General features: G+C 68.8%; 11 protein-coding genes. 6 read left to right on the forward strand and 5 right to left on the reverse strand.

Translation table 11 applies throughout. The features are described 5' to 3' along the window. The coding region (locus RMO04_RS17975) for an alpha-ketoglutarate-dependent dioxygenase AlkB (RefSeq protein ID WP_309646138.1) at positions 1-379 on the forward strand (379 nt) is incomplete at its 5' end. Positions 380-459: 80 nt separating this feature from the next. Next, the gene (locus RMO04_RS17980) at positions 460-1,365 is read left to right on the forward strand and encodes a dienelactone hydrolase family protein (protein ID WP_405041518.1); all 906 of its coding nucleotides are present in this window, start codon (positions 460-462) and stop codon (positions 1,363-1,365) included. Positions 1,366-1,383: 18 nt separating this feature from the next. Here the strand turns inward: RMO04_RS17980 and RMO04_RS17985 are convergent, their stop codons facing one another. Further along, positions 1,384-1,782, reverse strand: coding sequence for a hypothetical protein (locus RMO04_RS17985; RefSeq protein WP_309646140.1), 399 nt, complete (start codon positions 1,780-1,782; stop codon positions 1,384-1,386). A 146-nt stretch (positions 1,783-1,928) separates the two neighbouring features. Between RMO04_RS17985 and RMO04_RS17990 the strand changes: the two genes are divergently transcribed. Further along, complete coding sequence (locus RMO04_RS17990; protein WP_309646141.1) at positions 1,929-4,292, forward strand: DNA translocase FtsK 4TM domain-containing protein; 2,364 nt, start codon at positions 1,929-1,931, stop codon at positions 4,290-4,292. Here RMO04_RS17990 and RMO04_RS17995 read toward each other — a convergent pair. The 4 genes from RMO04_RS17995 to RMO04_RS18010 form a co-directional block, all read right to left on the reverse strand. Continuing rightward, a complete protein-coding gene (locus RMO04_RS17995; RefSeq protein ID WP_309646142.1) occupies positions 4,289-4,756 on the reverse strand; it encodes a BLUF domain-containing protein in 468 nt (155 codons plus the stop codon). The genes RMO04_RS17990 and RMO04_RS17995 overlap by 4 nt on opposite strands. Then, complete coding sequence (locus RMO04_RS18000; RefSeq protein WP_309646143.1) at positions 4,757-5,527, reverse strand: EAL domain-containing protein; 771 nt, start codon at positions 5,525-5,527, stop codon at positions 4,757-4,759. Between the two features lie 98 nt (positions 5,528-5,625). Beyond that, on the reverse strand, positions 5,626-7,455 hold the full coding sequence (locus RMO04_RS18005) for a phosphoenolpyruvate carboxykinase (GTP) (protein ID WP_309646144.1): 1,830 nt from the start codon (positions 7,453-7,455) through the stop codon (positions 5,626-5,628). A gap of 215 nt (positions 7,456-7,670) precedes the next feature. Beyond that, positions 7,671-9,437 (reverse strand): DUF885 domain-containing protein, encoded by a 1,767-nt coding sequence (locus RMO04_RS18010; RefSeq protein ID WP_309646145.1) that lies wholly within the window; start codon positions 9,435-9,437, stop codon positions 7,671-7,673. 143 nt (positions 9,438-9,580) lie between these two features. On the opposite strand from RMO04_RS18010, the gene RMO04_RS18015 reads away from it, so the two are divergent. From RMO04_RS18015 to RMO04_RS18025, 3 genes are all read left to right on the forward strand, one after another. Further along, positions 9,581-11,722 carry an ATP-binding protein gene (locus tag RMO04_RS18015; protein ID WP_309646146.1) on the forward strand — a complete coding sequence of 714 codons (2,142 nt, stop codon included), beginning with the start codon at positions 9,581-9,583 and terminating at the stop codon, positions 11,720-11,722. An 89-nt stretch (positions 11,723-11,811) separates the two neighbouring features. Further along, complete coding sequence (locus RMO04_RS18020) at positions 11,812-12,456, forward strand: outer-membrane lipoprotein carrier protein LolA (RefSeq protein ID WP_309646147.1); 645 nt, start codon at positions 11,812-11,814, stop codon at positions 12,454-12,456. Between the two features lie 212 nt (positions 12,457-12,668). After that, positions 12,669-12,982: endonuclease/exonuclease/phosphatase family protein (locus RMO04_RS18025; protein WP_309646148.1), on the forward strand; the 314-nt coding region annotated here is incomplete at its 3' end.

A 12,982-nucleotide genomic window follows, 5' to 3' on the forward strand; every position in this document is an offset into this window, starting at 1 on the left:
GCCGTGGCCGGACATTCCGCAAATCCTGCTCGACCTGTGGGCGGAGCTGGCCGATCCAGAGGTTCCACCCGACGCCTGCCTGGTCAATTTCTACGACGCGGACGCCCGGATGAGCCTGCACCAGGACCGCGACGAGGCCGACTTCGGCTTTCCGGTGCTGTCGGTCTCTCTGGGCGACACGGCGGTCTTCCGCATCGGCGGCCTCGCGCGGCGCGATCCGACGCGCTCGGTGCGCCTGGCCTCGGGCGACGTCTGCCTACTGGCGGGAGAGGCGCGGCTGATCCACCACGGGGTGGACCGGATCGTGCCGGGATCGTCGCGGCTGGTGCCCGGGGGCGGGCGGATAAATCTGACCCTGCGCCGGGCGGCGCAGGCCTGACCACGCGCGGCCTTTGACTCCACCCCTCCGCCGGACGCAAATAGAGACCCCCTTTTCCAGCAAGGTCGTCGGACATGGTCGTGCTCACCCCCACCCGGCCGGAAGGCTCAGAGCCGCAGGACTTCCACCTCTCCCGCCGCGGACTGGCGGCGGCTGTCCTGGCCGGCTACGCGCTGTCGGCCCGCTCCGCGCAGGCCCAGCCGATCGTCACCGACGCCGCGGGACTGGTCACCGAGATGGTCCAGGTCGAGACCCCCGATCGCGCCATCCCGGCCTTCGTCGCCCGGCCCGCCGCCCGAGGCCGCTTCCCCGTCGTGGTGGTGATCCCCGAGGTGTTCGGCCTCCACGAATACATCCGTGACATCTGCCGCCGCCTGGCCAAGCTGGGCTATGTGGCGATCTCGCCCGACCTCTTCGTGCGCCAAGGCGACCCGTCCAAGGTCGCCGACTTCGCCGAGGTGCGGAAGATCGTCGGCGAGGCCTCCGAGGCCCAGGTCATGAGCGACGTGGCCTCGACCCTCACCTTCATCAAGGCCCAGACCTACGCCGACAAGGCCAAGGTCGCGATGACCGGCTTCTGCTGGGGGGGCGCCATCGTCTGGCTGGCCTCGACCCGCTTCCCGGACCTGAAGGCGGGCGCGGCCTGGTACGGGCGTCTCTCAGCGCCCAAGCCCGGCGAGTTCCTGGGCGAGACCAACCGCAACTGGCCCCTTCAGGTCGTGGGCCGCCTGGGCGCGCCGGTGATCGGGCTCTATGCCGGCAAGGACGGCGGTATTCCGGTCAGCGACGTGGAGGCCATGCGCGCGGCGCTGATCGCGGCTCGCAAGTCGACCTCGGAGATCGTGCTCTATCCCGACAGCCAGCATGGCTTCCACGCTGACTATCGCGCCAGCTATGACGCGACGGCCGCCTCCGACGCCTGGAACCGCATGCTGGCCCACTTCGCCGCCAACGGCGTCAGGCCCAAGAGCTATCGGGCGGGATAGGGCCGCACCCCACGGTCGCTAGTAGGGCGGCTGCTCGGGCGGCGGCGGCAGGCTCTCGATCAGGTCGCCGACCTTGTCCTCGGGCGGCGGCGCCTTGGGCGCGGCCGCGGCGGCCTTGATGGCGGCCAGCGCCTTGGCCTCGGCTTCCAGCTTGGCCATCTCGGCGGCGCGGACTTCCTCGGTCTTCTGGGTGGTGTCCTCGTCCGCCTTTTCTTCTGGCGGCGGCGGCGGCGGATCGGTGACCAGCAGTTCGCCGACCGGCTGGGCGTCGGTCGCCTCCAGCGCCGAGGCGCCGCCGCCGGCCGACTCGCCCGGCAGCCGCGCCTTTTCCGGCACGTTGCGCAGTCCCAGGGTGAATCCGCTGACGGCGCAGATGGCGACGATCACGGCGACGACCCGCAGGACGCTTTGAGGCATGCTCCACATGAGCGCGAACCTAGAGGTGTCGCGGCTCGCTCACAATCCGGCGCGATGCGAAAACACCGGCGCGGGGCCGGCAAGGTAAATGCCTCTTAACCCTCTAGGCCGCAGATATGGCGTTTCCAGAATGGGGAGCGGCGGGCATGGCGCGGATGGCGCGGAAAACGGGCTTGGAGCTAGGGCTGCATATCGCGGGCCTGGCCTGGACCCATCCGACCACCGCGCGGCTCCGAGGCGGCCTGATCGCCGCCATGGGTCTGGCCTTCGCCGTGGCGCTGGTGACCTATAACGCCGCCGATCCCAGCATGAACGCGGCCTCGGCGCTCGCCCCCGTCAACGCCTTGGGCGGGCCCGGCGCCACCGCCGCCGACGCGGGGATGCAGTCCCTGGGTCTCGCCGCCGGCGTCGCGGCGCTCTTGATGGTCCTGTTCGGCCTCTATCGCGCCGCCTCGCCCCATCCCGACCAGACTCGTGGCCAGGTGCGGCTGCGCGCCGCTGTTGGCGCCTTGGGCGTGCTCGCCCTGGCCGGCCTGCTCTCGGCGCCGGCCCCGCCCGCCGCCTGGCCTCTGGCCAAGGGTCTGGGCGGCTTCTGGGGCGACGGGGTCCTGCACGGCCTGGCCTTCGTCTTCGCCTACGCCCACGTGCCCATGGGCACCGTGATCTCCGCGGGCCTGCTGGCCGCCGCCGCCGCCACGGGCCTGGGCTACGCCATCGGCGTGCGCCGCGACGAGGTCGCCGCCGCCGCCCTCTGGATCCGCGAGGCCCTGCAGAAGCCGCCCGCCCCGTCGCCCGCCAAGGCCGGCGCCCGCCCCTCGGTCGCCCGCCGCGCCAAGGCCGCCAAGGACGAGGGCGCCCCGACATCCGTCGTAGCCGATCCGGCCCCGCAGCCCATGCCCGCCGCCGATCCCCTGGCCGCGCCGGTCGCCATCAAGGCGCCGAAGGCCGGCCCGAAGGACTCCGGCCGCGAACAGCGCGAGGCTCAAGGCGCGTTCGACTTCGTGAAGTCCGGCGGCTTCGCCCTGCCCGAGCTTTCCATGCTGGCCAAGCCCAAGCCCCGCGCCAGCCAGTTCGACGAGGGCGCCCTGCGTCAGAACGCCCAGCTGCTGGAGAGCGTGCTGGCGGAGTTCGGCGTGCGCGGGACCATCGACCAGATCCGCCCTGGCCCCGTGGTCACCCTCTATGAGCTCGTGCCCGCCGCCGGCGTGAAATCCGCGCGTGTCGTGGCGCTCAGCGACGACATCGCCCGCTCGATGTCGGTGGCCGCCTGCCGCGTCAGCGTCGTGCCCGGTCGCAACGCCATCGGCATCGAGCTGCCCAACGCCCGGCGCGAGACCGTCTACCTGCGCGACCTGCTGGCCAGCGCCGAGTACGAGCGCTCCACCCAGGCCCTGCCCATGGCGCTGGGCGAGAACATCGGCGGCGAGCCCTACATCGCCGACCTGTCGAAGATGCCCCACCTTCTGATCGCCGGCACCACCGGCTCGGGCAAGTCGGTGGGCGTCAACGCCATGATCCTGTCGATCCTGTACCGCCTGCCGCCCGAGCAGTGCCGGTTCATCATGATCGATCCGAAGATGCTGGAGCTTTCTGTCTATGACGGCATCCCGCACCTGCTGGCGCCCGTCGTCACGGATCCGAAGAAAGCCATCGTCGCGCTCAAGTGGACCGTGCGCGAGATGGAGGACCGCTATCGTCTGATGTCGAAGATCGGGGTGCGCAACGTCGCGTCCTACAACGAGCGCGCCAAGGAGGCCTCCGCCAAGGGCGAGCATTTCGAGCGCACCGTCCAGACCGGCTTCGACGACAACGGCCGTCCGATCTACGAGAGCGAGCGGATCGACCCCAAGGCCATGCCCTATCTGGTGGTGGTGATCGACGAGGTCGCCGACCTGATGATGGTGGCCGGCAAGGAGGTGGAGAGCGCCGTGCAGCGCCTGGCCCAGATGGCGCGGGCCGCCGGCATCCATCTGGTGATGGCCACGCAACGCCCGTCGGTGGACGTGATCACCGGCACCATCAAGGCCAACTTCCCGACCCGGATCAGCTTCCAGGTCACCTCCAAGATCGACAGCCGCACCATCCTGGGCGAACAGGGCGGCGAGCAGCTGCTGGGCCAGGGCGACATGCTCTACATGGCCGGCGGCGGCCGCATCACCCGCCTGCACGGCCCCTTCGTCTCCGACGAGGAGGTCGAGTCGGTGGCCAAGTTCCTACGCAGCCAGGGCGAGCCCCAGTACCTCGAGGATGTCACCGCCGGCGGCGACGAGGACGAGGACGGCGAGGGCGGCTATGGCGAAGAAGGCGGCGGCTCGGGCGATGACCTCTACGACCGCGCCGTGGCCGTGGTCACCCGCGACCGCAAGGCGTCCACCAGCTACGTTCAGCGCCGCCTGCAGGTCGGCTACAACCGCGCCGCCTCGCTCATCGAGCGCATGGAACAGGAAGGCGTGGTCAGCCCCGCCAACCACGCCGGCAAGCGCGAAGTGCTGGTGGGCGCTGCCCCCTAGACCTGGACGACCTGAGACGGTTCTTGAAGACCGGCTGTCCGAACGTGGATCGCATGCACCGTCTTCAACAGGCGCAGGGCGTCCGATCCGTTCATTTCAAACGGATTGAAGCTGGCGCGGCTGGCGATGATGGCCAGGATCTCGTCATCCGCGGCGGTGATGTTCTTGCCGCACATCGCCCATTTCGGGAATGACGGAGCGGCGACCATCTGGTCGGCCAGGGTCTTCAGGCCATGGTGGCGGCTGTCGGTCTTCACCCGTTTGTAGATGAACTCGACCGCTGAGCTGGGACCTTCGAGAATCTGCAGGAACGAGCCCTGGTGGCACAGCAGCATGCCGGTCACCCCGACCCTGGCGTTGTTCCGCATCGAGGCGTCCAGGATGCCGCGAAGGCCTTCCGGGGTGATCAGGCCCGAGTTGGCGCTCAGACGGCTGGCATAGGTGATGCGCCTGATGCTCGACATCTAAGCCACGTTGGCCTGGGGCATGGGAACCATCGCACTGGGTTCGGCGAGGGACTCGAACGCGGGCCTGGCGAGCACGTAGCCCTGGACCAGGCGAACGCCCAGGTCGCGAAGCGTGGCGAGCTCATCCTGCGTCTCCACGCCTTCGCAGATCGTGGTGATCGCCAGGTCGTCAAGCATCCGGATCATGTGCTCGACGATGCGCCGTTTCACGCCGTCCTGGTCGATGCCGCGTATCAGCTCCATGTCGAGCTTTACGATGTCGGGCTGAAACTTGGACAGCAGCGACAGCCCGGCGAACCCGGCCCCGAAGTCATCGATCGCCGTCTTGAACCCCATGGCGCGGTAGGTCCGCAGGATGTTCAGGATATGGTCGGTGTCGAGCTTCTCGTCCTCGGTGAACTCGAAGATGATCTTGTCGATCGGGAACCCCGTCCTCAGGGCTGTGGCCAGGGTCAGCCGGATACAGGCGCGAGGCTCGTAAACCGCGTTGGGCATGAAGTTGATCGAGAGCCGCGCGCCGTCCTTGGTGAGGTTCAGGTCCGTGGCCAGTTCGATCGCCTTTACCCGGCACTGCTGGTCGAACGCGTAGCGGTTGCTGTCCTCGATCGCCGAGAGGATGGTCTGTGCGCCCTCTCCGTTCGGACCGCGAACCAGGGCTTCGTGAGCGAAGACCGCGCCCGTCGAGACGTCGACGATGGGCTGGAAAGCCATCGAGAAGGGGAGTTCGAACCCGGCGCCGTCGCGGCAGCCCTCGCATCCCGTCGCCACAATCCCAACTCCACGCAGGTCGTACCTACGGGAATCGTTACCGCGCCCTGGCTAAAGGAAGCCTTTCTGGCGCCGGGCATGCGACAGTCTAGCGCACCCTACTCCGCAGCCGCGCGGACACCCAGGCGCTGGTTCAGCGCCTCATACTGGGCCCACAACGCCTTCGGCAGCCGGTCGCCGAACTTGCGGTAGGATTCGGGGATCAGCGAGGCCTCCTCGGCCCAGACCTCGGCGTCCACCGAGAGGAGGGTGGCGAGCGCCGCGTCGCCGATGGTCAGCCCCGAAAGGTCCAGGCTCTCCCTGGTCGGCAGGCGTCCAATGGGCGTGTCGACAGCCTCGGCCTCGCCATCCAACCGCTGGACGATCCACTTCAGGACCCGGGCGTTCTCGCCGTAGCCGGGCCACAGGAACTTGCCGTCCGCGCCCTTGCGGAACCAGTTGACGAAGTAGATGCGCGGCAGCTTTTCCGGATCTGCGCTCGCGCCGACCTTCAGCCAGTGGCCGAAATAGTCGCCCATGTTGTAGCCGCAGAAGGGCAGCATGGCGAAGGGGTCGCGCCGCAGCTCGCCTACCTTGTTCTCCGCCGCCGCGGTGCCTTCCGACGCCACGTTGGACGCCAGGAACACGCCATGGGCCCAGTCGAAGGCCTCGGTCACCAGCGGCACGGCGCTGGCCCGGCGGCCGCCGAACAGGATAGCGGAGATCGGCACGCCGGCCGGGTCGTCCCACTCGTCGGCGATCACCGGGCACTGGTCGGCCGGCACGGCGAAGCGGGCGTTGGGATGGGCCGCGGGCTCGCCGCCCGGGGTCCAGGGCCGACCTTTCCAGTCGGTCAGGCCGTCGGGCGGAGTGTCGGTCAGGCCCTCCCACCAGACGTCGCCGTCTGCGGTGGCGGCCACGTTGGTGAAGACGGTGTTGGCGTGCAGCGCCTCGACGGCGTTGTGGTTGGTGGCGTGGCCGGTGCCCGGCGCCACGCCGAAGAACCCGGCCTCCGGATTGATCGCGTAGAGCCGCCCGTCGTCGCCGAAGCGCATCCAGCAGATGTCGTCGCCGACCGTCTCGGCCTTCCAGCCGGGGATGGTGGGCTGCAGCATGGCCATGTTGGTCTTGCCGCAGGCGCTGGGGAAGGCCGCGGCCACGTAGCGGACCGCGCCCGCCGGCGAGGTCAGCTTCAGGATCAGCATGTGCTCGGCCAGCCACCCCTCGTCGCGGGCCATCACCGAGGCGATGCGCAGGGCGTAGCACTTCTTGCCCAGCAGGGCGTTGCCGCCATAGCCCGAGCCGTAGGACCAGATCTCGCGGTCTTCCGGGAAGTGGACGATGTACTTGATCTCGTTGCAGGGCCACGGCACGTCGGCCTGGCCCTCGGCGAGCGGCATGCCCACCGAGTGCAGGGCGGGAACGAAGAAACCGTCCTCGCCCAGCATGTCCAGCGCGCCCTGGCCCATCCGGGTCATCACGCGCATCGAGATGGCGACATAGGCCGAGTCGGTGATCTCGACGCCCAGGGCGGAGATCTTGGAGCCCAGCGGGCCCATGCAGAACGGGACCACGTACATGGTCCGTCCGCGCATGCAGCCTTCGAACAGGTTTTCCAGATCGGCTCGCATCTCGGTGGGATCGAGCCAGTTGTTGGTCGGGCCCGCGTCGGCGGGATCCTTGGAGCAGATGAAGGTGCGGCTCTCGACCCGGGCGACGTCCTTGGGGTCCGACAAGGCCAGGAAGCTGTTGGGGCGCTTCTCGGGATTGAGCTGTTTGAGCGTCCCGGCCTTCACCAGTCCGGCGGTGAGGGTCTCCCACTCGGCGTCGCTGCCGTCGCACCAATGGACACGGTCCGGCTGGGTCATCTCGGCGACGCTGCGTACCCAGGCCAATAGGCCCGCATGCTTGGTCGGGGCCTGATCTAGCCCCGGAATGGCCTTGCCCATATCAGGCTTCGCCCCTCGTTGAATCCCGCACCAAAACTGACGCCGCGCACCGCCGGAGGGGGTCGTCGCGGGCCGGTTAAGGCCGGTGATAAGTTTGAATAATGAAGGGCACAAGCTTAACGCGGCAAGTTACCCCGCGCAGGCGAAATGATACCGGTGTCATGAATTTTCACTCGCCGTCCGACGGGTGAATTCACCATACCGCGATCCAGGTCTCAGCTGGCGGGAGCCGCCTTGCGCGCCGCGATCCAGGCGCCGACCTCGGCGTCCAGAACGTCCAGGGGAACCTCGCCATTGGCCAGGACCGCGTCGTGGAAGGCGCGAAGGTCGAAGGCGGCGCCGAGTTCGCGTTCGGCTCGGGTCCGCAACTCGCGGAACTTCAGCTCGCCCAGCTTGTAGGCCAGGGCCTGACCCTGATCGACCATGTAGCGGTTGACCTCGGCCTCGATATTGGCCTGGCTGAGCGCAGTGGCCTCCAGCATGAAGTCGATGGCCTGCTGGCGGGTCCAGCCCTTGGAATGCAGGCCGGTGTCGACCACCAGCCGCGCGGCACGCCACATCTCGTAGGACAGCCGACCGAAATCCTTCTCCGGTGTGTCGTAGAGGCCCATGTCCAGGCCCAGCCGCTCGGAATAGAGGCCCCAGCCCTCGGTGAAGACCGTGAAGTCGACCGCGTGCTTGCGGAACAGCGGCAGCTCCAGCTCCTGGGACAGGGCGATCTGCTGGTGATGGCCGGGCACCGCCTCGTGGACCGTGAGGGCGGGCATCTCGAACAGCGGCCGTTGGTCCAGCTTGGTGGTGTTGACGAAATAGGCCCCGGCCCGGCCAGCTTCCGGCGAGCCCTGCTGGTAGTAGGCCGTGGTGGTCCCCGCGGCGATGGCGGCCGGAACCTCCTTGATGGTGTACGGCAGCCGGGGCAGCCGGCCGAACAGTTTGGGCATCTCCCCGTCGATGCGCTTGGCCAGGACGGAGGCGACGGACATCAGCTCCTCCGGCGTCTTGGGATAGAGCTTCGGGTCGGTGCGCAGGTAGCGAATGTACGCCGCCCGGTCGCCCTGGAAGCCCGACGCCTTCACCGCGGCGTCCATATCGGCCTTGATCCGCGCCACCTCCGACAGGCCCAGGCGATGGATTTCGTCGGGGGTCATGGTCGTCGTGGTCATGAAGCGGGCGCGATAGGCGTACCAGGCGGCCCCGCCCGGCATGGCCCCGGCGCCGTCGGCCTTGCGGCACTTGGGCGCGTACTCCGCGCTGTAGAAGGCCAGCATGGTCTTGTAGGCCGGGATCACCTGGCCGCCGATGGCCGCCTGGGCGCGGGCCTGGAGCGCGGGCCACTGGCTCTCCGGAACCGCCGCCGGGCGGGTCCGGAACGGCGCATAAAAGTCCGACGCCTTGGGGTCGTCGACGATCTGGGTCGAGATCGACCGCTCGAAGCCGACCATGGCCGCGCAGGGGTGGGTGGCGCCGGCGGCGATGGCCGAACGCGTGGTTTCGATCGCCGCGGCGTTGAAGGCGGGATAGGCCTCCAGCCGGGCGAGATAGCTCTCATAGTCGGCCTTGGTGAAGAACGGCGCGCGCTGTGGCAGGCTGGCGAAGGACAGGTGCCAACCACGCCGGTTGGAGAACAGCACCGCCCGCTGCGTAAAGCTGTTCAGCTCGACCTTGTTGGCCAGGTCGCGCCGCAGGATCGCGTGGTTCACCCGGTCTGCATGGCTGAGCTTGCCGGCGTCGATGGCGTCAAGTCGCGCCAGGAACCCCGCGGCGGCCTTGGCCTCGGCGTCCATCGCCGCCAGCGACGGATCGCCGAGCTGGCCGTCATAGGTCCGCACCCCAAGCTCGCTGGCCCGTTGCGGATTGGCCGACAGCCACCAGGCCCAATGATCGTCCAGGATCTTGGCGAAGTCCCCGACGGCGTCTCGCGCCAGGGCGGGTGAGGCCAGGAGGCAGCCGGCCGCCAGCACACCGATGAATTTCAAGGCCACGCGCGGCTCCCGACAGAATCGTCCAGGTGCGGATGCCAACCGCTCGCGACCTCGCCGTCAATGGCCTGGGCGCAATGGTAACTCTGTGTGAAGGCGCCTGCGCGCAAGATGGGGGTCAATGATGTGCGGGGGGAACCGCCAGCGTGTCCGATCTGCTTGACGACGGTCTCGACGGCCTGGCCGCCTCCGTCCATCGGGGCGTCCCGCTGCGGATGGTGATCGCGGTCGCCGTGGCCGCCCTGGGCGCCATGACCCTGCCGCTCTGGTTCAGCGCCCTGTGGGCCGCCGTGACGATCCTCGGCGAGGCCTGGTGCTACCTCGTCACCCGCCGGCAATTCAAAGGCGAGCGGGCCGGAACGGGCCTGCGCCTGCACTATGTCGCCTGCCTGCTGATCATGAGCTGCTGGTGGATCGTGTTCGGCGCGGCGCTGTGGTGGTCGGGCCGGGTGGAGAACGTCGCCTCGGCCATCGGCGTCTGGCTTGCCGTCGTCTATCACGCCCAGACGCATGCCTATCAGTCCCGGATGGGCATGGTGGCTGGCGGGGTGATTCCAGGCCTGATGATGCTGGCGATCATCGCCTTTTCCCCCAATCCGCTGAACCTCGATCTGGCCCTGATCCTGCCCCTGCTGGCCTTGGGCCTGCTGTTCGCCGCTGACGGAGCCCTGCAGATGATCAAGGCGCGTCGCAACTTCAACGAGGCGCAGCGGAAGCTGGCCGAGAGCGACGCCCAGTACCGGATGCTGGCCGACAACCTCACCGACGTCATCGCGCTATCGAGCCTCGACGGCCAGCGGATCTATCTGTCGCCCAGCATCGCCCAGGCCACGGGCTACACCGCCCAGGAGCTGTTCGAGACCCCGACCTACACCTACCTGCATCCCGAAGACGCCGTCTGGCTGCCGCAGGCGATCCTGGACATGGCCGCCGGCCCCGGAAAGGTCACCCTGCAGTATCGGGTGGTGCGCAAGGATGGCGAGACGATCTGGGTCGAAACCACCTTCTGCCTTGTGGTCAACGACGATCCCGACGCGCCGCCGCAGGTGGTCTCGGTCTCGCGCAACATCGACGCCCGCAAGCAGATGGAGACCGAGCTGATGGAGGCGCGCCGCCGCGCCGAGGGCGCCGCCGCGGCCAAGTCCGACTTCCTCGCCAACATGACCCACGAGCTCCGCACCCCGCTCAACGCCATCATCGGCTTCTCCGGCGTGCTGCGCGCCTCGCCGCGGCTGACGGCGGACGACAGCCGCCATGTCGCCCTGATCCATGACGCGAGCGGATCGCTGCTGGAGCTGGTCAACAGCGTGCTCGACTTTTCCAAGCTGGAGGCCGGCGCCGTGGAGGTCGAGGCCCGGCCCTTCGATCCGCTGGCGCCAGCCCGCGCCATGGCCGCCCTGCTGAGCGAACAGGCCCAGGCCAAGGGCCTGACCTTGACCGTGGAGGCCCAGGGCGAGATCGCCCCGCTGCTGGGCGACGCCGGCCGCATTCGCCAGGTTCTCCTCAACTTCGTCTCCAACGCCATCAAGTTCACCCCCCGCGGCGGCGTCGCGGTCACGGTTCGCCAGACCGCCGCCCCAGGCGATTGCGGCCGTCTGCGGATCGAGGTCACCGACACGGGGATCGGCCTGCGCGACGACCAGATCGAGCATCTGTTCGAACGATTCACCCAGGCCGACGCCTCGGTGTCGCGCCAGTACGGCGGCACCGGTCTCGGCCTCGCCATCTGCAAGCGCACGGTCGAACTCATGGGCGGCGTGATCGGCGCCAACTCCAGCCCGGGCCACGGGTCGACCTTCTGGTTCGAGCTGGTCCTGCCGCGCACCGACGAGCCGGTGGCCGGCGAACCGCAGATCGCGCCGGTCGAGACGTTCGAGCAGCCACTGCGTCTGCTGCTGGTCGAGGACGTGGCCGTGAACCGTGAGCTGATCCAAGCGCTGCTTGGACCCTTCGGCCTTGAGATCGAGACCGCCGAGAACGGTCAGGAGGCCGTCGAGGCCATGACCCGGCGCGCTTTCGACATCGTGCTCATGGACGTGCAGATGCCGGTGATGGACGGTCTGACCGCCACCCGCGCGATCCGCGCCCTGCCGTTCGACCGCGCCCGCACCACCCCGATCATCGCCATGACGGCCAATGTCCTGCCCGAACAGGTCGACCGCTGCCATGAGGCGGGCATGGACGATCACCTGGGCAAGCCGATCGAGCCGGCCAAGTTGCTGGAGGCCCTGGCCGCCTGGTCCTCGCCGCGCGAGGACGCCGAGCCGGCCGTCGAACAGGCGGGTTGAGGGAACGCCCGTCTCGCCTCCGCCGTTGTGGCGCCCTATTGACGCCCGTAGCGCGCGATAGGCCTGCCGGCTGCGAACCTGGAGCGACCATGACCCAACTGACCCGCCGCGCCTTGGCGATCGGCCTGGCGGCCCTGCCGCTGCCGGCCCTGGCCCAGCGCGCCGCCGTAGCCCCGCTCAGCGCCGCCGACAAGGCTCTGGTGGACCGCGCCAGCGCCTATCTGCAGGGCCTGAAGGAAGCCAAGGGCCGCTTTGTCCAGACCGACGCGCGCGGCCTGACCACCCGGGGCGCGCTCTATCTGAAGCGCCCGGGCAAGGCTCGTTTCGCCTACGATCCGCCCTCAGGCCTGCTGGTGGTGTCGGACGGCGGAAAGGTGGCCATCGCCGACTCGCGGCTGAAGACCTTCGAGGCCTATCCCCTGATGGCCACCCCGCTGTCGCTGTTCCTCGCCCGCCAGGTCCGCCTGGACCAGGGGGTGGTCATCACCCGCGTCGCGCGCTTCGCCGACGGGTTCGCCATCACCGCCCGCGACGGCAAGAAGCAGGCGGAGGGTCAGATCACGCTCACCTTCACCGACGCGCCCCTGCGCCTGTCCGGCTGGACGGTGACCGACGCCCAGGGCGGCTCGACCCGCATCCAGCTTACGGAGCTGACCCCGGCGAGCGGCCTGGCCCCCTCGCTGTTCGTGCTCAACGACCCCCGGCCCAAGAACGTTGGCCGGGCTCGAATGTGACACTATCACAACAGGCAATATACTACGTGATTGCCCTTGATTTTTCCGATCGCCAGTGTCATTAATACAACTATGAGGCCTCGCGCGATCGCGAAGCCTGATCCGTGCCGGAACCTATCCCCTCCCGGCGGCGGCATGAGACATAACTTACGCCCGGGCTTCTCCAGTGCCCGGGCGTTTCTTTTGGGCCCGCGCTCCACTAGACAACGGCCATGCGCCTCCGCCTCTGCACCTGGAACGTCAACTCCGTCCGCCTGCGCGCCGAACAGGTCGCCCGCTTCGTCGACGAGCAGGCCCCCGACGTCCTGTGCCTGCAGGAGATCAAGTGCCAGGAGGCCGAGTTTCCCCGGGCCGCCTTCGAGGCCGTCGGCCTGCCGCACATCAAGATCTCCGGCCAGAAGGGCTGGCACGGCGTCGCCATCGCCTCGCGCCTCCCCATCGAGGATGTGGCGCCGCTCAACGCCTGCCGGGAGGGCCATGCCCGCTGCGTCTCGGGCAAGATCGGCGGCATCGAGGTGCAGAACTT

Origin of the sequence: Phenylobacterium sp. (assembly GCF_031412415.1) — a bacterium.
Taxonomy (GTDB): domain Bacteria; phylum Pseudomonadota; class Alphaproteobacteria; order Caulobacterales; family Caulobacteraceae; genus Phenylobacterium.